Raw genomic sequence first — 17,911 nt, 5'->3', positions numbered from 1 at the left:
TATGAGTAAGTCTCTGGCTGAGAAGTGGACCAGGCGCAAGGAAAAATTCAGAAGATCATGGGACAAAGTGGTATTCAATGCTTTTCTGCATCCGCAAACGGCCGCGCAACATAAAGAAATTTTGCGCACGGCAGAGTTGGCACTGGCGCATAAGTCGGAACATGAATCGGCGGAAATTTGCTTGCAGTCTTCCAGTCTGATCACACGACAGGGCTGGACGCTGAAGGTAGAGACGGAACTGAAGTACCGGGAGTCGTTGAAGAGCATCACGGATGAACGTATCCTGATTCATGTTCCCGACCCGATGCATTCGCCGGCCGGCTACTCACTGTTTACAAATCTGGCGCAAAGTCTGTCGTTCATAGGCGTACCAACACGAACACTCGGGTGGGAGGAGCCGCTTGCAGAAGTTTTTGCGCAGTTTTCACCATCCGTTTTCTTGACCAGTGACCATATAGAGTATTTGTCCAGAATCAACTGGAAGGCGGTATCCGATTACAAGCAGCAGGCACGTTTGCGTGTGGGATTGACTGCCTCGTTGGAGGAGTATGGCAATACTCCGCTTATGGGGCGACTGGAGTGGGCTCAAAGGAATGAGGTCGACTTCTTCTACTCATTCCGGGACGATGACTATGTCAACCGCCGCGCGGAATATGTGCCATTCAAGGCCCAAGGTTTCAAGATCGTATTCATACCATTCGGTGCCAACATACTGCACTACTATCCGGTCGAAGGATTTCAAAGAGATCTGGACTTTGTTCTGATTGCAACACGCAAAAGTGAACATGCCAGCTACTTGAGGTCCATTTCCAGTCAATACCATGGTTTTATTGATGGCCCCGGCTGGAGGCATGCACCGGGTTTTTCCTTCAATCGGGCGCGCGACCGGTACATATACGCCCGTGCGAAAGTCGGGTTGAACGTCCATTTGCCGGAGCAGATTCAGTGGCCTTGTGAGCTCAATGAGCGCACCTACCAACTGGCCGCCTGCGGTGTGCCGCAGCTGATTGACCACCCGCTTCTGCTGGACAAGCTATTTTCAAGGAATGCGTTCTTTGTTGCGGACTCGGTTTCACAATACAAGAAAATGTTCCGGGAAATCATGGCTGACCCGCAGCAAGCTGAGCAACGGGCGTTGTTGGCTCAACGCGAAGCCTTTCAATTCCACAACACGTTTCTCAGGGCAGAGCGGTTTGTTCAGCAACTCGGTGGTTTATAGCGACTTCCCCATTTTGGGATGGGAAATATTGCCCGCAGAGAAGAGGCAAACAAAAAATAGCAATGACTCCAGAAAGATGTCATCACAGACTTCTGCAACCAGCCACGCCAGTGCCAATGTTGCCATGAGCCACATGGTCGATTTTGACCATAGGGTGGATTGACCCCAGGCTAGGTAATACGTACTACCAACGGCAGCCAGCAGAAGCAGCAGTCCCGGTAGCCCCATGGCCAGACCAAAATCCAGCCAGCCACTCAAGGTGGCAACGACAGTAGTGTCCTTCTTTTCTGGGTACTTTTCCTTTACCAGGTATTTGAAAGAATCGTTCAGCGAACCATAGCCCAACGGTTTCTCCAATAGAAACTGGGCGCCCAAGACAGCGTAGGCAGTACGTACATAAGCACTGTCTTTGGTGACAGTGCCATCGGCCAGCACTGGCGGGCCCATCGCTTCATGGTTGGACCAATTGTCGTATTTGTCTGTCTGGAAGCCTGCTGTCACCGTCGCACTGAAGTTATCCCATTCATTGATGGACTTTGTGTGCACATACAAAATGGTGACGCCAGTGACAATGATCCCGGAAAGAATGGCAATTACCTTCCAGTTCTTCCTCCTAGCAACGAGTTCGATCAGAACAAAGCAGCCGAGCACGATGGTGCCAAGAGCCATGCCGTTCTTGGTACCTACCAACAAGAAGGCCAGTAAGTTCAGCACCAGCAGAAGCGCGATGCCCAAAGACCGGAGAGTATTGCCCTTGTCAAGTATCTGGAAAGTTTGAGACAGCATGCTCAGCGTAATGGCCAATGACAGCATGCCAAAGACAACGATGCTGATTTTGTTTCCGTAATATCCCATCTCCCACGGATAGGGCATAGTAAAACGGCCTAGTGAATAGGAAATCTGGAAATAGTTGGCGTAGAAGAATAGTAAGAAGGCAAGCAGACCGAAAAAGATGCCTTTCCGCCATCTGCTGTTTGAGCCGGCAACGAGTCCGGTTCCAATACCGAGAAATGCGGCAAAGGCACCAGGAAGCCAAGAGTGTTTTAGATGATAAAGCTCTCTGGGGCTGTTTTGCGATAGGACCAGATAGTGAAAGATAACCCATAGCCCCAGAGCGGTAATCAATTGAATCGGACGGGCAGAAGGACCACGCAAGAGATCACTGTGCTGAACGGTCTGTTTGAGCCCCAGGGCTCCACCGACAAATAGCAGTAAATTCCTTAACGCCAAGGTGCCTTCTATGGGCCAGATAATGATTAGCGCAATGCCACACAGCAGCATGATCCTGTTGACGACTGATAACTTAGCTTGCATTGTTCTGACTGCTTCTATGTATTGCATATTTCCTAAATCCTTCCAAACTTTCGTCGCAGCCTGCGCCCCAGCCTGGAAAGACTTCCTCCCCCTTCTTCGGGCCAGTCCATTTCACGCTCCCAGGCGGACTGGTAGATCACTCCACAATAGAGTCTTGACAGCAGATCCAGGGTCATGCCGGACCGAAAGTCCCGGTCCTTTTGCCAAGCGTAGTGGTAGACCTTGAAGAATTCCTGCGACGGTAGCAGCTCTATAGCCTTGTAGGCAAGTAGAGCCTCGCCATACCAGCGCGACTCTATAGGCGCTGTTGTGATGGCATCTACAAAGTTCATGCCCCGCGGACTTAAGTATTTGGCCTCCAGACTTTTCCAGACATCGCGGTGCCAGACCAGGGGGAAGGGGCCAAAACTGTACTTCTTGCCGCTTCTGCCAAATAGCTTTTGTACAAGTTCGGCCTCACCCTGAAATGCGGTTAAGACCCGGCTACGCCTTTGAAGCAAAGCGCCCTCTAGGATGTCGTGCGCCTCGTCTATTACCGTGTAAGGTGTGCCGTTGGGTGCAACAAAATCAGCGGCAGAAAAGGGGCGTATGAAGAAGGCATCCGAATCCAGGCAAACATAGCTCTCACACAGGTCGAGGCGCCAGAATTCGGATTTGACGATCTGCTGGGAAATACTCCCTGCCAACTTTTCGATTCGGTCCAATTCCGGGCGAGGGGATGCACAAATGATGTCTTCGTCATCAATCAGTTTGACATCCAGTTGCCCAAGGTGTTCACGGAAGAGGGCCGCATCCTTTGCCTGAACCGAAACATAGAACGGAAGCCGCTCTTGGTTGTATTGCTTGACGGAGTGTGCCAAGCGGACAACGCGCTTCAAATCAGTTGGATAGCTCTTGCAATACAGAACGAGTTGCTTCATGCATGTCTATCTTCATAGTTTGTCAGGATTTTCGCCGCAAACAGAAACGGATGGCACGCCCTGGCGATCATGATTCGGTTGAGGGCGTAGGGCGGGGACCCTGTCCGTACCTTGCCACGGTGGGTGGTTGTGGCAGTCTTGTATCCAGCTTGCTCCACCAGACTGAAAAGTGATGCATTCAAGCGACCGTACGGATAACAAAAATGGCGCACCTCGCATTGCAGGGCAGATTCAAGTTCGGTCTTGGAGTCGGCTATTTCACGCAGTGCCGTGGCTTGGTCAAGCGTATTCAGATCGGCATGGGTGCGTGTATGGGACCCGACATCCATGCCATGCTGCAGCCACTGCTGCCATTCGGCTTTGCTCATCAGGGGCTTGGGAAGGATTCCCAACGCATGGTCCCACACATTGCTACCACCCAGTTGCGAACTGACGCCATAGCAAGTCGCGGTAAATCCATTTTTTCTCAGAATTGGCAACGCATTGATCAGGTTATTTTGATAGCCATCATCAAAAGTGAGACCTACGACTTTGCCACTCATTTCTCCGCTCAAATAGGGCTCCAGGTCGTGCATGGAAAGCCCCCGATAGCCCAGCAGCCTTAGCATGGTCATCTGCCAGGCGAATGAACGGGGGTGTACCACCAGACCGCGCAGTTTGGCCCCTCGCGGTGGCGGCACGTCAATCTGGTGATACATCAGTATGGGGATATTCATACTTGCAACCTGTTGAGGCCCGCGTACAGACCATTTTTTTCCATGAGAGACTTGTGCGTACCGGTTTCGACAATTCGTCCTCGGTCAAGCACGACGATGTTGTCCGCATTTTCGATGGTGCTCAGGCGGTGGGCGATGATTAATGTAGTCCGGTTCTTGGTCAGTGTGGCCAATGCAGCCTGAACCTGGCGTTCAGACTCATTGTCCAGCGCCGATGTAGCCTCATCCAGAATCAGAATTGGGGCATCTTTCAAAATGGCACGAGCAATGGCGATGCGCTGTCTTTGTCCTCCTGAAAGCTTGGCGCCATTTTCGCCAATCAGGGTTTGAAGTCCTTCAGACAACTGCTGAATAAACTCCCAGGCATGGGCCGCGATGGCCGCATTTTGAATTTCCTGATTGGAGCGCTGGACTGAATCACCGAAAGCGATATTGGCGGCAACCGTGTCATTCAACAGCACCACCTCCTGGCTCACCAGCGCAATATTACGGCGCAGACTCTGAAGCGTCAGTTGCCGTGTGTCGATGCCATCGATGCAAATCGTTCCTGAAGTGGGGTGGTAAAAGCCCGGCAGCAGGGCACCCATGGTGGTCTTTCCCCCACCGGAAGCGCCTACGAGCGCGGTACTTTGTCCGGCGGGCAGGGTCAGGTCAATATGGGTGAGGGCCTGGGTCTCACTATTGGGATAGCGAAAGCACACATCACGGAACTCGATGGCGCCGCGTACGTCATTCAACTCAATAGTGCCGTTGTCTTGTTCCGTCGGCGAATCCAGCAACTCAAACACGCTTTCACTTGCCGACAAACCTCGCTGCATTTGCGGGCTTATGGTTGTCAACTGCTTGATTGGGGAAATCAGCAGGAGCATGGCAGTGATGAAGGATACAAAGCCACCGGCGGAGGCGCCTGCTTGGCCAGTCGTTTGGCTCAAGGCCAAATAAGTGATGAGAGCAATTGCGCAGGCCGCCGTTATATGGGTAATCGGGGTCATTGCGGACGCGGGCACCGCCTCGCGCATCATGGAGCGGCGGAAGGATTCGGTATCCGCATAGAAGCGCGCACTTTGTTGCTCTTGTGCTCCGTAAATTTTGATGACTTTGTGGGACGCTACGGATTCTTCGATGGTGTGAGAAATCTTGCGCATGGCATTCAGGCTCATTTTGCTGGCGCTTCTGATCCTCTTGCCGAATCCTTTGATGATGACCGCAATGACGGGGCCAACTGCCAGCGTGATGAAGGTCAGCTTCCAGTCCAGGTAAAGCAAATACCCAAGAAGTGACACCGCTGTCAGGGATTCGCGTACAGCAGTCACCAGGACCGTCGTCGCCGCCTGATTGACGTTGTCGGCGTCGTACAGGATGCGTGAGATCAGCTTGCCGGAGGATTGGTCGTGGAATGTCTGTGTCGGCAGCGTGAGTATCTTGCTGAACATTTGACGTCTGAGGTCCGTGACTAGCCTCGTGGACACCCAGGTCATCAGATAACTGGTCAGGAACGAAAGCACCCCACGCAGCACGAACAATGCCACGATGCCAGCTGGAATCAACCAGACCATGCGTGGTTCTGTCGCATGAAAACCATGGTCCAGCAGGTATTTCATGATGGCAGGAAAGGCCGGCTCGGTGGCTGCTGTTCCCATCATGCCAATGACCGCCAATCCGAAGGCTTTCCAGTAAGGCTTTACATAGCCCAGCAGACGCAAGTAGAGCGCGCTGTCTGACCTAGCCACGGGGCTGCCTTTCCTTCGTGTCTGGAGCGCCCCAGGCCGCCCCCTTTTGCAATTCAATCGCTTTCACATACCGGTAAAAGGTTCCCTCAAAATTGCCCAGAGCAATGACGAAACCGGCCCATCCGTCCAGAAAGCCTAGCTTGAAAACATAGTGCTTCACAAAGGACCAGGCGCCGTGGGAAAGAGCAGAGCCCATGCTCAGCTTCTTGTGTTTGATTTTCTCTGCGCCTAGGCTGGAATAGCGGTTGGCTTTGTGCATGACTTCCGCCATGTTCTTGAACGGGAATTGCCAGATGGCGTTGCTCATGTGGCCTATGGGTTTGCCGCTATCCAGCACATAGCCCTCGTGTACAGGCTTGAGGTCGTAGTGCATCTTGCCCTTGCGAAAGAGTTGGGGTTGGCGGTAGTTGGGGTACCAGCCTGAATACTTGATCCACTTGCCCATGAAGAAGTTGCGCCGGGGCGTCCAGTAGGCATCGGCGGCATCCGGGCTGCTGATCAGCGCACGGATTTCTGCTGCAGCCTCCGGGGTGCAACGCTCGTCAGCGTCCAGGCTGAAAATCCATTCGTGTGAGCATGCCGCAATGGCGTTGTTGCGCAAATCGCCAAAGCCGTTGAACTTGACTTGCACCACGCGCGCACCCATTTCTGTGGCGATTTCGGGTGTGCCGTCGGTGCTCCAGGAGTCCACCACAATAATCTCGTCCGCCCAGCGTGCGCTTTCGATCGTGGCGCGGACCTTTTCCGCTTCGTTGAAAGCGATGATGTACACGGAAACCAGAGGCATTGAAGGTGATACCATCAAAAAACGTTAGGGGCGATACGCCAGCTTGTAGGGGCTATGCCCGGGCGGCTAAGTCTATTCCAAAATGCCACACGCCGATTTGATCTCCCTAGTCATCACCACCTACAACCGCAGCGATGCCTTGGCTGCTGTATTGAAGGCGCTGGCCGCCCAGGATGACAAGGGCTTCGAGATTGTGATTGCCGATGACGGCTCCACACAGGAACACCAGGACAGTGCCCGCGCGGCCATTCTGCGCAATGGTCTTTCCGCAACCCATGTTTGGCACCCGGATGTGGGTTTTACCGCTTCACAGGTACGTAACCTGGGAGTCGCCGCCGCAAAAGGTGACTACGTGGTCCTGCTGGATGGGGATTGCGTTCCTGAAACAGACTTCGTTCGCAGGCACCGGCTGCTGTCCGAGACGGGATTTTTTGTGAATGGCAGCCGCGTCATGCTGTCCGAGCCGTTTACTACGGAGGTACTCCAGAACCGGGTTACGGTGTTCGGGCGCAACTGGCCGTTCTGGCTGGGCAGGCGCTTGGCTGGCGAGTCCAGCAAATGGGCTGCCCTGATGCGTCTGCCGGACTTTGCCGGCCGCAAACATGCCGAATTCAAGTGGAAAGGCATCCGCAGCTGCAACATGGGGGTGTGGCGCCAGGATTACGAAGCGATCAACGGGTTCGACGAGTCCTTTGTGGGCTGGGGCCATGAAGACGCCGACTTCGTCCTACGTTTACACAATGCCGGTATAAAACGTAAAAACGGGTTTTGCGCCACCGAGGTCTTCCACCTGTGGCACAAGCAATCCAGCCGCAGCGAAGAGTCCAGAAACGCGGCGCTTGTGCGGCAACGCATGGGCAGTGGACAGACCCAGGCAACACTTGGTTACAGGGAAAGCCTGGGCGCAAAAGATGTGGTGATTAGCAGATGGGGATAATCGGGTCACGATGACGAAAATTCTTTCAGTATTTCTTCTGGTCTTGGTGCAATCCACGGCATGGGCACAGTTCCGTGTGGAGGTCTCGGGAGTGGGGCTTACGCAAGTTCCTGTGGCCATCGCTGCTTTCCGTGGAGAAGAGGCTGCCACCCAAAAAATTTCCGCCATTGTCCAGGCCGATCTTGAGCGCAGTGGCCAGTTCAGAGGCGTGGATGCCGCTGGCGCCAGCCTGGATGAGACAACGCGCCCGGACTTCTCCAACTGGCGGCAGAAAAATGCAGACGCTTTGCTGGCTGGCAGCGTCACCCGCTTGGTGGATGGACGCTTTGATGTGCGTTTTCACTTGTGGGACGTCGTGCGCGGACAAGATTTGGGAGCGCAAAGCAAAGCCGTGGTAGCAGGTGACCTGCGCGTGGCCGCCCACGAAATTGCCGACTTCGTTTATGAAAAGTTGACCGGCGACAAAGGCATTTTTTCAACCCGTATTGCCTATGTCACCAAGAGAGGGCAGGGCTTTAACCTTTGGGTGGCGGACGCCGATGGAGAGAGCCCGCAAAGTGCCTTGGCAAGCCCGGAGCCCATCATTTCTCCCGCCTGGTCGCCCAATGGCCGCCAGTTGGCCTATGTGTCCTTTGAAGCCCGCAAGCCCACCATTTATGTGCATGAGGTTGCGAGCGGCAAACGGCGTCTGGTAGCCAATTTCAAAGGCTCCAACAGTGCTCCGGCCTGGTCGCCCGACGGCAAGACACTGGCTTTGACACTGAGCCGGGATGGCGGCTCGCAGCTCAATTTGCTGGACCTTTCAGTTCCAGGATCAGAGCCGCGTCGCATTGCGCAGTCCGGCTCCATTGACACCGAACCGGTTTTTACCGCTGACGGCAAGACCATTTACTTTGTAAGTGACCGCGGCGGATCACCACAAATCTACCGGGTAGCTGTTGCGGGCGGGAATCCGGAGCGCGTCACGTTTTCTGGCAACTACAACATATCTCCCGCGCTGAGCCCGGACGGACGTTGGCTGGCGTACATATCCCGCGTAAGCGGTGCGTTTAAGCTCCACGTCATGGAACTGTCCTCAGGTACCGCGACACCCATCACAGACACGGTTGCTGACGAGCGACCCAGCTTTTCGCCCAATAGCCGCATGCTGATTTACGCTACCCAGCAGCAGGGCAAAGAAGCTTTGATGACCACCACACTGGATGGAAAGATCAAGGCGCGTCTGGCAGGGCAGACCGGCGACATCAGGGAGCCCAACTGGGGCCCCTTTCAAAAATAGTCATTTGCAACAAGGAGTTCGGAATGAAGCGTTCATTAGTGGTTATCGGGCTGGTGGCCATACTCAGTGCCTGTGGATCGGCAGTCAAGTTGGACAAAGTGCCGGTTGAGGACAAGGCAGGCTCCTCTTCCCAGACATCCACAACCGACGCAAACAAGGCGGATGGTTCTGCTGTTGGAAAAGGTGCCGTGACTTCGGTGGACCTTACCAAAGCGGGTCAGGACGCGGCCATTCAGAATGTCACCCGCGTGGTGTACTTTGATTTCGACAGCTATGTGATTCGCCCCGAGTTCCAGTCTGTGATCGAGGCGCATGCCAAGTACATCCGCTCCGACAAGAGCCGCAAGGTGTCCATTGAAGGGCATACCGACGAACGTGGGGGCCGGGAATACAACTTGGCTCTGGGCCAGAAGCGGGCCGAAGCCGTGCGCAAGGCCTTGACACTGCTGGGCGTGCCGGACAGCCAGCTGGAAGCCGTGAGCTATGGCAAAGAGAAGCCAGCTGTCCAGGGGACAACTGAGGCAGCGATGGAAAAGAATCGTCGTGCTGAGATTTCCTACCGATGAGTACATTCATGTTGGCAAATCGGCCCCTTATTTCGCGCTTCTGTGCACTTGCCTGCATGCTGGTAATGGCCAGCTCTGCCTCTGCGGGCCTGTTTGATGATGAAGAAGCCAGGCGTGCAATCCTGGATCTGCGCCAGCGCCTGGAGGCGGTCAAGCAGGAAAAGGCAGACACTGACCGCAAGATCGCTGACGAAACCCAGCGCGCTTCCGATGAGGCTGCGCAGCTACGCCGCAGCATTCTGGACCTGCAGAATCAGCTCGAAACTGCACGAGGCGATATGGCCAAGCTGCGCGGACAGAATGAGCAGCTTGCACGCGATGTATCTGAGTTCCAGCGCAAGCAAAAGGACGCCAACGCCGGATTGGAAGATCGACTGCGCAAGTTTGAACCGCAGACCGTCAGTGTGGACGGCCGCGAATTTTTGGCGGATCCCGCAGAAAAGCGGGACTATGAAGCCACGTTGGCGCTGTTTCGCAAGGGAGACTTCGCCAACTCCGGCAGCGGCTTTGTGGATTTCCTGAACAAGTACCCTCAGTCTGGCTACCGGCCGTCTGCGTTGTTCTGGTTGGGCAATGCGCAGTACGCTACCAAGGACTGCAAGAGCGCAATTGTGAATTTCCGCAGCCTGATATCCCAGACGCCAGATCACGTGCACGTTCCCGAGGCCCGCTTGACCATCGCCAATTGTCAACTCGAGGCCAAGGACACCAAAGGTGCCAAGAAGACCCTTGAAGAGCTGATCGCGGCGCATCCGTCCACCGATGCGGCCAATGCTGCCAAAGACCGCCTGAGCCGGATGAAGTAGGCCCCTGCCGCGTGGAAGACTTGCAAGCAGATAACGCGCGGCGGTTTGGCGGGCTGCAGCGCCTGTATGGCATTGAACCAGCCCAACGCATCCAGGCCAGCCACGTCGCGGTGATCGGCATTGGCGGTGTGGGGTCCTGGGTAGCCGAAGCGCTGGCGCGCAGTGGTGTGGGGGCAATCACGCTGGTCGATATGGATCACATCGCCGAATCCAATGTCAATCGGCAGATCCATGCGTTGTCCGACACCCTGGGCATGGCGAAAGTCCAAGCCATGCAGGCGCGCATTGCCCTCATCAACCCTGATTGCAAAGTCCATTGCATTGACGCTTTTGTGGAGCCCGACAACTGGCCCGGTTTGCTTCCCAGAGATGTCACAGCGGTAGTCGACGCGTGTGATCAGGTGCTGTCCAAGACTGCCATGGCGGCTTGGGCGCGGCGTACCAAATTGCCCTTTGTCTGCGTCGGTGCGGCTGGAGGCAAACGCCTGGGGCACTTGGTGGATGTGGCAGATATTTCCAAGGTCACACATGACCCTTTGCTGGCCCAGGTGCGCTACCGGCTACGCAAGTTTCATGGTGCGCCTAAAGAGGGCAAGACGATGGGCGTAACCTGCATCTACAGCCGTGAGGCAGTAGCTCCGCCAGACGCTTCGTGCAACCTGGATTCCGACGGCTCACTCAACTGCCATGGGTACGGCTCCATGGTCACTGTGACTGCAACGTTCGGGATGTGTGCTGCTGGTGCATTGATTGAGATAATTTTTGCTTCAATGAAAGAATCGAAAAAATTAACGCTATAATCTTAGGCTTGGCAGATTACAAGGACGTCACTGTCTAAGTGAGCTGACGGGACGTTAGCTCAGTTGGTAGAGCAGCGGACTTTTAATCCGTTTGTCGTGGGTTCGACCCCCGCACGTCCCACCAAAGATTTTTGGTTTAAGTGGGTTCTTAGCTCAGCTGGTAGAGCAGCGGACTCTTAATCCGTAGGTCGAGAGTTCGAATCTCTCAGAACCCACCACTTAATCAAGGACTTAGCCGCAAGGCTAGGTCCTTTTTTCATTGTGGCGCGGTGCTATGTTGCGTTGTTAGGAAGCCTTGCGCCCAGACCCTGCATGCATCTACGACGCCAGCTATCTTCTGACGATCACCGTGTTGGATTTGAGTGCCGCGTGTTTTTGCGCCGAACGCTTGTTTTCGGCACTTACTGCCTCATCAACCGCATGCAGGCTTTGCACCAGCAGTTCCACGATTTTTTCCGTGGTAGGTTGACGATATTCGCGCAAAAGCGCTGCGGCAATGATTGCCGCCGATTCCAGTCTTTTGTCCAATTTCTGCTCCAACGATGGGACTCTGAAGGTCCATGTCTGATGCGATTCTAGCCCGGTCCGCAGATGCCTTGCGGGCGCAATCCAGCCAACACGAAACCGCATTCAGTGATGTGTCATTTCACGTGCGATGACCATTCTGGCGTGCGCGTAAGCGGCTTCAGCCGCGGCGGTGTCGGAGGGGTAGCTGTTGGGCACCTTGATTGGTTCCGGATGGGAACTCAGGCGCGCAAAGTCACCGCTCCTTTCCAGGGTGACAAAAGCCTTCCAGCGTCCACCTTGCGCCTTCTCTACCGAGATCGAGGCGCAGTGCCCATCGAGTTCTAGCAACGGGTAGTGCATTGCCGTCTCCTTTTTTGCGAATGAGATGATTTCAGCGTAGCAAAAGCCTAATGAAATTCAACCGCATTTTCGGGAGAACAGAGACAAAGGGTTGACTAAAGAGCCTTGTTCAGAGGTGGGCCTAAGGGGTTTATTGGCTTGAAGCCTTGCCTTCCTGCGCCATGAAAACAATCAATACGATCCAGCCGACCAGGGGGATGAAGCCAATCAACTGCCACCAGCCGCTTCTGCCGGTGTCATGCAGTCTTCTGGCACCTGCTGCAATCGAGGGCAGCAGTGTAGCCAGGGAAAACAGGCCACTCAGCACCGGCGAAATCAGTGAAGTGGCTGCGCTCACCAGAAAGATAAACAGCACAAACCACCAGAATTCGGGGCGCTTGGCAGTTCCGTTAAATTCGGCATACTTGGTGAAGCAGGTCTTGATCGCGTCTTGAAAGTTCATGGCGGATAGGTAATTTGAAGTGAAACACGTAAGGGCCGCCGCCATTGTGGGGCAGCTTTACATTCACGTCCAATACCAAAAACGTGTGCAGACAACTGGCAAAGGAGGATTCCTAATGATTGAAAACACCGAGAAATTCAAGGTGATTGCCGACAAGTTCCCCAAGGTCGCCTCTGAGTTGAAGCGTTTGTGGGGCACGCCCGGTTTCAATACCTATCTGCTGAGTCTGGAGCAAGACACCAGCGAAGAGCACCGGGTGGGTTTTCCGGAGGCGGTACTGCTGGCGCTCTTTGACCTGGGCGCAGAGCACGACAAACAGTTCCCTGACCTGGTCCAGGGAGACAAGTGGATTTCCTAGGGGCGCCCAAGCATAAGGAGGGTCAACCCTCCAGCTGCGTGGTGAGATCCAGCCATTGTTCTTCGAGTACCTTGAGCTCCTGATTCACCAGCTTCAGGCGCTTGCCAGCCTCGGCAATTTCGGACGGGTGCGGATTGGTAGACAGTTTGGCTTCCAGCGCGGCCCCCTCTGTGTTGAGGGTGGCCATCTTGTCCTCCACCGCCTGCAGTTCTTTCTTCCATTTGCGGATCTGCTCCGGCGTATTGGTCGGTGGCGCGACCGGCTCCGGCGTCACGGCAGCCTTGGGTGCCTGCGATTTGGCTTGTTCCTTGGCTGCTTCGCGCTGGCGTTTGGCTTCGTCCAGCAGGTAGCGCTGGTAGTCATCCAAGTCGCCGTCAAACGGCTCCACGCCGCCGCGTGACACCATCCAGAACTCATCGCACACGGCGCGCAGCAGTGCGCGGTCGTGGCTGACCAGCATAACGGTGCCTTCAAACTCATTCAGGGCCATGGAAAGCGCTTCACGCGTTGCCAGGTCCAGGTGGTTGGTAGGCTCGTCCATCAACAGCAGGTTGGGGCGCTGCCACACCAGCATGCACAACACCAGGCGCGCTTTTTCGCCACCGCTCATGCTGCCCACGGCCTGTTTGACCATGTCGCCGCTGAAGTTGAACGTGCCCAGGAAGCTGCGCAGGTCCTGCTCCCGTGTGGGTTGGCTGCCAATCTTGCTGGCGGCCGTCAGGTCCTTGGCGAGGCGGATCATGTGCTCCAAGGGGTTGTCGGTAGGACGCAGCACGTCGAGTTCCTGCTGCGCGAAGTAGCCGATATTCAGCCCCTTGCCTTCGGTCACTTCGCCGCCCAAGGGTGCGAGATCGCGGGCAATGGTCTTGACCACGGTCGATTTGCCCTGGCCGTTGGCGCCCAGAATGCCAATGCGCTGGCCAGCCAGGACCGATTTGCTGACGTTGCGCACGATGACGGTGGGCGGCGTTTTGGGCGGTGCATCTTCTGGCGGCGGGTAACCGAAGCTCACGCCTTGCATGGACAGCATGGGGTTGGGCAGATTGGCCGGCTCGCTGAATTCGAAGGTGAAGTCGGCTTCCGACAGCAGCGGCGCAATCTTTTCCATGCGGTCCAGCGCCTTGACCCGGCTCTGGGCCTGCTTGGCCTTGCTAGCCTTGGCCTTGAAGCGCGCAATGAACTTCTGCAAATGCGCGATCTTGTCCTGCTGCTTGGCATAGGCGTTTTGTTGCAGCTCCATCTGCTCGGCACGCATGTCTTCGAACTTGCTGTAGTTGCCGCCGTAGCGCACCAGTTTGCCGCCATCGATGTGCAAGGTGACGTTGGTCACGGCATCCAGAAACTCGCGGTCGTGGCTGATGACGACCATGGTGCCTTCGTATTTCTTGAGCCAGGCTTCCAGCCAGACCAGCGCATCCAAGTCCAAGTGGTTGGTGGGTTCGTCCAGCAGCAGCAGGTCGGAAGGGCACATCAATGCGCGTGCCAGTTGCAGGCGCATGCGCCAGCCGCCTGAGAAGCTGTTGACGGGGTTATCCAGCTCGGTGGTCTTGAATCCCAGCCCCAGGATCAGGGCCTGGGCGCGGGCTGCGGCGTCATATTCACCAGCATCGTGCAGGCCGGTATAGGCATGCGCCATGCGGTCATAGTCATCGGTAGCTTCCGCGGCCGCAACTTCGGCCCGTGCCGCAAGCAGCGCCACATCGCCTTCCACCACGAACTCAGTGGCACTTTGGGATGTTTCCGGCATGTCCTGCGCCACCTGGCCCATGCGCCATTGGGTGGGGATGAAGAACTCGCCGCCGTCTTCGTGCAGCGAACCATTCAGCAGCGCAAACAGGGACGACTTGCCCGCACCGTTGCGCCCCACCAGACCGACTTTTTCACCGGGGTTGAGTGTGACGGACGCGCCATCGAGCAGCACCTTGACGCCGCGGCGCAAGGTGATATTTTTCAAATTGATCATAGAAGCGCGTCGCGCGTAAGTAAGAGGACCTGGTCTTCGCCAGCGCTGGTTTCCAGCCAGACGGCAGCAAGATCAGGAAAGGCGGCTTCAAAGAAGTCGCGCTCGTGGCCTATTTCAAGGACCAGAACTGCACCCTCGTTCATGTACTGAGGGGCGTTCTTGAGCAGGGTGCGGACAAAGTCCATGCCGTCGGTGCTGCCTGCCATATTGCCGTCCAGCGCAATGGCCGGTTCGGCCTGGTATTCCGGGGGCAGGGTGGTCATGCTGTGTGCGTTCACATAGGGTGGGTTGCACAGAATCAGGTCGTAGCTGCGTGGCACGGCATGGAGGCCGTCGCTCTGGTACAGGGCAATGCGCTCCTGCAGATGGTGGCGCTCCACATTGATCGCCGCAACGGCCAGCGCGTCTGCCGAGATGTCTGCGCCGTCCACCACGGTATCGGGGTACACCAGGGCCGCGATGATGGCCAGGCTACCGTTGCCGGTGCACAGGTCCAGCACGGTGTGCGTCGCGTCCGTAAGCCAGTAGTCCAGGCTGCCATTGACCAGCAACTCGGCGATCAGCGAGCGCGGAACGATCACGCGCTCGTCCACATAGAACGGCAGGCCCTGCAACCAGGCCTCGCGCGTCAGGTAGGCGGCGGGCTTGCGTGACGAGATCCGGGCTTCGATCAGCAGGGCGCACTCCTCGATTTCGGCAGCGCTCACCGGGCGCATCTCCTGTGAGTCGTCACCTTCCAGCGCGGTATCCAGCGGCAAGCCCAGGCGCCACAGAACCAGCCAGGCAGCTTCGTCGCGTGCGTTGGTTGTGCCGTGGCCAAAATGTACCTGCGCCTGGCTCAGACGCTCGGCAGAGTTTTCGATAAGTTCCAGCAGCGTCATGTGCCAGCCTGACGGTTGAGCAAATGCAACGTGCGCTTGTAGATGTTTTTCAAAGGCTCGATGTCGGCGACACGCACATGTTCGTTGATCTTGTGGATGGTCGCGTTGGGCGGGCCGAGTTCGATCACTTGGGGGCAGATCTGCGCAATGAAGCGCCCGTCGCTGGTGCCACCGGTGGTGGAGAGCTGGGTGTCTATGCCGGTCTCGTCACGAATGGCATGCACCACCGCATCCACCAGTGTGCCGGGCGTGGTGAGAAAAGGCAGGCCGCCCACCACCCAGGTCAACTCATATTCCAATCCATGGCGGTCCAGCACCTGCGTCAGGCGCTGTTGCAGGGACTCGACCGTGGATTCGGTGGAAAAGCGGAAATTGAAGTCGATGACCACATGCCCCGGTATCACGTTGCTGGCGCCGGTGCCACCATGGATATTGCTCACTTGCCAGGTGGTGGGCGGGAAGAAAGCGTTGCCGGCATCCCACTGGATGGCGACCAACTCCGCCAGTGCTGGCGCCATCTGGTGAATGGGATTGCGGGCCAGGTGCGGATAGGCGATATGGCCTTGCACACCCTTGACGGTGAGCTTGCCGCTCATGGTGCCCCGGCGGCCGTTCTTGATCATGTCGCCGGTGCGCTCCACCGAAGTGGGCTCGCCCACGATACAGTAGTCCAGCTTTTCGCCTCGCGCCTTGAGCGTGTTGCAGACGACGACGGTGCCGTCGTTTGCGGGGCCCTCTTCATCGCTGGTAAGCAGCAGCGCGATGTTCAGCGCAGGGGAGGGGGTATCGCGCAGAAACTCTTCAATGGCCACCACAAAGGCGGCCAGCGAGGTCTTCATATCTGCAGCACCGCGGCCATAGAGCTTGCCGTCCCGGTGCGTGGGTACAAAGGGGGCGCTCTGCCATTCGTTGAGCGGCCCGGTAGGAACTACGTCGGTATGACCAGCGAAAGCCAGCGTGGGAGCGCCGGCAATCGGGCTGCTGCGTTTGGCCCAGAGATTGGTGACCCGAAAGTCATCCGGACCACTGACAATGGATTCGCACACAAAGCTCAAGGGGGCGAGGCGTTCTGCGATCAGTTGTTGGCACCCCTCGTCCAGCGGGGTGACCGAAGGGCGGGCAAGAAGTTGTTCCGTCAGATAAAGGGTGGATCCCATCAGTGCTTCACATCCAGTGTGATTTCGGTGAATGAGGCGCCTTCTTCTTCCTCCTGCGGCTCCACAGCAGCCTGTGCCTTGGTCGTGAAATCGTTTTGCATGCGCCACATCAGGTTGGTGGGCGAGTCGGCATGGGACAGGCCTTCCTTGCGATCCACCACACCGCTGACGATCAGGCGCGCAATGTCTTGCTCGAAGCACTGCGAGCCTTCGGCCATGGACTTTTCCATGGCTTCCTTGACGCCGGAGAAGTCGCCTTTTTCAATCAGTTCGGAAATCAGCTTGGTATTGAGCATGATCTCCACGGCAGGGGTACGCACGCCCGAGGTGGTGCGCAGCAGGCGCTGCGACACGATGGCCTTCATGGCCGCGCCTAGGTCGCCCAGCATGGTGGCTCGCACTTCCACCGGGTAAAAGCTCAGGATGCGGTTGAGCGCCTGGTAACTGTTGTTGGCGTGCATGGTGGCCAGGCACAGGTGGCCGGATTGCGCGTACGCGATGGCCGCTGACATGGTCTCACGGTCGCGGATTTCGCCGATCAAGATCACATCGGGTGCTTGGCGCAAGGCGTTCTTGAGCGCCGTCTGCAAGTCCTTGGTGTCCGTGCCGATTTCGCGCTGGTTGACCACCGACTTTTTGTTCTTGAACAGGAATTCGATCGGATCCTCAATGGTCAGGATATGGCCGGTCACATTTTCATTGCGATGGTCCATCATGGAGGCCAAAGTGGTGCTTTTGCCAGCGCCGGTAGCCCCAACCATCAGTATCAGGCCGCGCTTTTCCATGATCAGATCGGCCAACACCATGGGAACGTTCAAGTCTTCCAGGGGCGGCACATCCACTGCGATGTAGCGAATCACCGCAGCCACCGTACCGCGCTGGCGCATGGCACTGACGCGAAAACGCCCGACACCGGCAATCGGAAAGCCCATGTTCAGCTCACCCTCTTCATCCAGCTCCGCCATGCGCTCCGGTGGAAGCACTTCAGCCAGCAGGCTGCGTGGCGCATCAACCGGCAATATCTGCGAGTTGATCGGCACGCACTGCCCGTTGATCTTGATGAGGGCTGGCGCCATGGCTGACAAATAGACGTCGGACGCCTTCTTCTCGCCCATCAGGCGAAGAATCCGTTCCATTGTTCCCGTCGGAGTTGTCGTAGCCATGTGCAG

At 56.5% G+C, this 17,911-nt stretch carries 19 protein-coding genes and 2 tRNA genes; 9 read left to right on the top strand and 12 right to left on the bottom strand.

All coding sequences use genetic code 11. The features are described 5' to 3' along the window. Nucleotide 1 precedes the first annotated feature (1 nt). Nucleotides 2-1,219, top strand: a complete 1,218-nt coding sequence (locus AAGF34_RS21240; protein WP_342617700.1) for a glycosyltransferase — start codon at nt 2-4, stop codon at nt 1,217-1,219. Here the strand turns inward: AAGF34_RS21240 and AAGF34_RS21235 are convergent. Genes AAGF34_RS21235 through AAGF34_RS21215 form a run of 5 tightly spaced genes read right to left on the bottom strand, consistent with a single transcriptional unit; the run spans nt 1,214 to nt 6,686 of the window. After that, a complete protein-coding gene (locus tag AAGF34_RS21235) occupies nt 1,214-2,560 on the bottom strand; it encodes a hypothetical protein (RefSeq protein ID WP_342617699.1) in 1,347 nt (448 codons plus the stop codon). The two genes, AAGF34_RS21240 and AAGF34_RS21235, sit on opposite strands and share 6 nt — an antisense overlap. A gap of 5 nt (nt 2,561-2,565) precedes the next feature. Beyond that, complete coding sequence (locus tag AAGF34_RS21230) at nt 2,566-3,453, bottom strand: DUF6492 family protein (RefSeq protein WP_342617698.1); 888 nt, start codon at nt 3,451-3,453, stop codon at nt 2,566-2,568. Next, on the bottom strand, nt 3,450-4,169 hold the full coding sequence (locus AAGF34_RS21225) for a polysaccharide deacetylase family protein (RefSeq protein ID WP_342617697.1): 720 nt from the start codon (nt 4,167-4,169) through the stop codon (nt 3,450-3,452). Before AAGF34_RS21225 ends, AAGF34_RS21230 begins: the two co-directional genes overlap by 4 nt. Then, nucleotides 4,166-5,899 carry a lipid A export permease/ATP-binding protein MsbA gene (msbA, locus tag AAGF34_RS21220; RefSeq protein WP_342617696.1) on the bottom strand — a complete coding sequence of 578 codons (1,734 nt, stop codon included), beginning with the start codon at nt 5,897-5,899 and terminating at the stop codon, nt 4,166-4,168. Before msbA ends, AAGF34_RS21225 begins: the two co-directional genes overlap by 4 nt. Beyond that, nucleotides 5,892-6,686, bottom strand: a complete 795-nt coding sequence (locus AAGF34_RS21215) for a glycosyltransferase family 2 protein (RefSeq protein ID WP_342617695.1) — start codon at nt 6,684-6,686, stop codon at nt 5,892-5,894. The genes msbA and AAGF34_RS21215 overlap by 8 nt, the downstream gene beginning before the upstream one ends. Nucleotides 6,687-6,768: 82 nt before the next feature. On the opposite strand from AAGF34_RS21215, the gene AAGF34_RS21210 reads away from it, so the two are divergent. The 7 genes from AAGF34_RS21210 to AAGF34_RS21180 all read left to right on the top strand — a co-directional run bounded on the left by AAGF34_RS21210 (nt 6,769) and on the right by AAGF34_RS21180 (nt 11,292). Beyond that, nucleotides 6,769-7,623 carry a glycosyltransferase family 2 protein gene (locus AAGF34_RS21210; RefSeq protein WP_342617694.1) on the top strand — a complete coding sequence of 285 codons (855 nt, stop codon included), beginning with the start codon at nt 6,769-6,771 and terminating at the stop codon, nt 7,621-7,623. 10 nt (nt 7,624-7,633) lie between these two features. Further along, the gene (tolB, locus tag AAGF34_RS21205) at nt 7,634-8,902 is read left to right on the top strand and encodes a Tol-Pal system beta propeller repeat protein TolB (RefSeq protein WP_342617693.1); all 1,269 of its coding nucleotides are present in this window, start codon (nt 7,634-7,636) and stop codon (nt 8,900-8,902) included. Nucleotides 8,903-8,925: 23 nt separating this feature from the next. Beyond that, a complete protein-coding gene (gene pal / locus AAGF34_RS21200) occupies nt 8,926-9,468 on the top strand; it encodes a peptidoglycan-associated lipoprotein Pal (RefSeq protein ID WP_342617692.1) in 543 nt (180 codons plus the stop codon). Between the two features lie 8 nt (nt 9,469-9,476). Beyond that, nucleotides 9,477-10,274, top strand: a complete 798-nt coding sequence (gene ybgF / locus AAGF34_RS21195) for a tol-pal system protein YbgF (protein WP_342617691.1) — start codon at nt 9,477-9,479, stop codon at nt 10,272-10,274. A gap of 11 nt (nt 10,275-10,285) precedes the next feature. Then, complete coding sequence (locus AAGF34_RS21190) at nt 10,286-11,074, top strand: tRNA threonylcarbamoyladenosine dehydratase (protein ID WP_342617690.1); 789 nt, start codon at nt 10,286-10,288, stop codon at nt 11,072-11,074. A 48-nt stretch (nt 11,075-11,122) separates the two neighbouring features. After that, nucleotides 11,123-11,198: transfer RNA gene (locus AAGF34_RS21185), tRNA-Lys, on the top strand. A gap of 18 nt (nt 11,199-11,216) precedes the next feature. Further along, nucleotides 11,217-11,292, top strand: a tRNA-Lys gene (locus AAGF34_RS21180). A 112-nt stretch (nt 11,293-11,404) separates the two neighbouring features. Here AAGF34_RS21180 and AAGF34_RS21175 read toward each other — a convergent pair. The 3 genes from AAGF34_RS21175 to AAGF34_RS21165 all read right to left on the bottom strand — a co-directional run bounded on the left by AAGF34_RS21175 (nt 11,405) and on the right by AAGF34_RS21165 (nt 12,383). Next, nucleotides 11,405-11,602: a hypothetical protein gene (locus AAGF34_RS21175; RefSeq protein ID WP_342617689.1), complete on the bottom strand. Its 198-nt coding sequence runs from the start codon at nt 11,600-11,602 to the stop codon at nt 11,405-11,407. 102 nt (nt 11,603-11,704) lie between these two features. After that, complete coding sequence (locus AAGF34_RS21170) at nt 11,705-11,941, bottom strand: hypothetical protein (RefSeq protein ID WP_342617688.1); 237 nt, start codon at nt 11,939-11,941, stop codon at nt 11,705-11,707. 130 nt (nt 11,942-12,071) lie between these two features. Beyond that, a complete protein-coding gene (locus AAGF34_RS21165) occupies nt 12,072-12,383 on the bottom strand; it encodes a DUF805 domain-containing protein (RefSeq protein ID WP_342617687.1) in 312 nt (103 codons plus the stop codon). Between the two features lie 115 nt (nt 12,384-12,498). Here AAGF34_RS21165 and AAGF34_RS21160 point away from each other — a divergent pair, with 115 nt between their 5' ends. Further along, complete coding sequence (locus AAGF34_RS21160) at nt 12,499-12,741, top strand: hypothetical protein (RefSeq protein WP_342617686.1); 243 nt, start codon at nt 12,499-12,501, stop codon at nt 12,739-12,741. A 22-nt stretch (nt 12,742-12,763) separates the two neighbouring features. Here AAGF34_RS21160 and AAGF34_RS21155 read toward each other — a convergent pair whose 3' ends face one another. From AAGF34_RS21155 to AAGF34_RS21140, 4 genes are read right to left on the bottom strand one after another with little or no spacing between them, the layout of a single operon-like run. Continuing rightward, nucleotides 12,764-14,704 (bottom strand): ATP-binding cassette domain-containing protein, encoded by a 1,941-nt coding sequence (locus AAGF34_RS21155; protein WP_342617685.1) that lies wholly within the window; start codon nt 14,702-14,704, stop codon nt 12,764-12,766. After that, entirely contained in the window at nt 14,701-15,585 is an 885-nt protein-coding gene (gene prmB / locus AAGF34_RS21150; RefSeq protein WP_342617684.1) for a 50S ribosomal protein L3 N(5)-glutamine methyltransferase, read from the bottom strand. The genes AAGF34_RS21155 and prmB overlap by 4 nt, the downstream gene beginning before the upstream one ends. Then, complete coding sequence (gene dapE, locus AAGF34_RS21145; RefSeq protein ID WP_342617683.1) at nt 15,582-16,742, bottom strand: succinyl-diaminopimelate desuccinylase; 1,161 nt, start codon at nt 16,740-16,742, stop codon at nt 15,582-15,584. Before dapE ends, prmB begins: the two co-directional genes overlap by 4 nt. Continuing rightward, nucleotides 16,742-17,905 (bottom strand): PilT/PilU family type 4a pilus ATPase, encoded by a 1,164-nt coding sequence (locus AAGF34_RS21140; RefSeq protein WP_342617682.1) that lies wholly within the window; start codon nt 17,903-17,905, stop codon nt 16,742-16,744. The genes dapE and AAGF34_RS21140 overlap by 1 nt, the downstream gene beginning before the upstream one ends. Between the last annotated feature and the right edge of the window lie 6 nt (nt 17,906-17,911).

The organism is Rhodoferax sp. GW822-FHT02A01 (assembly GCF_038784515.1).
GTDB lineage: Bacteria > Pseudomonadota > Gammaproteobacteria > Burkholderiales > Burkholderiaceae_C > Allorhodoferax.
This window is presented reverse-complemented; position numbering and strand designations above follow the sequence as displayed.

Coding starts and splice junctions, on each gene's coding strand:
- AAGF34_RS21160 (WP_342617686.1), top strand. CDS start 12,499: ATGATTGAAAACACCGAGAAATTCAAGGTGATTGCCGACAAGTTCCCC.
- AAGF34_RS21230 (WP_342617698.1), bottom strand. CDS start 3,453: ATGAAGCAACTCGTTCTGTATTGCAAGAGCTATCCAACTGATTTGAAG.
- ybgF (WP_342617691.1), top strand. CDS start 9,477: ATGTTGGCAAATCGGCCCCTTATTTCGCGCTTCTGTGCACTTGCCTGC.
- AAGF34_RS21170 (WP_342617688.1), bottom strand. CDS start 11,941: ATGCACTACCCGTTGCTAGAACTCGATGGGCACTGCGCCTCGATCTCG.
- AAGF34_RS21240 (WP_342617700.1), top strand. CDS start 2: ATGAGTAAGTCTCTGGCTGAGAAGTGGACCAGGCGCAAGGAAAAATTC.
- AAGF34_RS21155 (WP_342617685.1), bottom strand. CDS start 14,704: ATGATCAATTTGAAAAATATCACCTTGCGCCGCGGCGTCAAGGTGCTG.
- AAGF34_RS21215 (WP_342617695.1), bottom strand. CDS start 6,686: ATGCCTCTGGTTTCCGTGTACATCATCGCTTTCAACGAAGCGGAAAAG.
- prmB (WP_342617684.1), bottom strand. CDS start 15,585: ATGACGCTGCTGGAACTTATCGAAAACTCTGCCGAGCGTCTGAGCCAG.
- pal (WP_342617692.1), top strand. CDS start 8,926: ATGAAGCGTTCATTAGTGGTTATCGGGCTGGTGGCCATACTCAGTGCC.
- AAGF34_RS21235 (WP_342617699.1), bottom strand. CDS start 2,560: ATGCAATACATAGAAGCAGTCAGAACAATGCAAGCTAAGTTATCAGTC.
- AAGF34_RS21210 (WP_342617694.1), top strand. CDS start 6,769: ATGCCACACGCCGATTTGATCTCCCTAGTCATCACCACCTACAACCGC.
- tolB (WP_342617693.1), top strand. CDS start 7,634: ATGACGAAAATTCTTTCAGTATTTCTTCTGGTCTTGGTGCAATCCACG.
- dapE (WP_342617683.1), bottom strand. CDS start 16,742: ATGGGATCCACCCTTTATCTGACGGAACAACTTCTTGCCCGCCCTTCG.
- AAGF34_RS21165 (WP_342617687.1), bottom strand. CDS start 12,383: ATGAACTTTCAAGACGCGATCAAGACCTGCTTCACCAAGTATGCCGAA.
- AAGF34_RS21225 (WP_342617697.1), bottom strand. CDS start 4,169: ATGAATATCCCCATACTGATGTATCACCAGATTGACGTGCCGCCACCG.
- AAGF34_RS21140 (WP_342617682.1), bottom strand. CDS start 17,905: ATGGCTACGACAACTCCGACGGGAACAATGGAACGGATTCTTCGCCTG.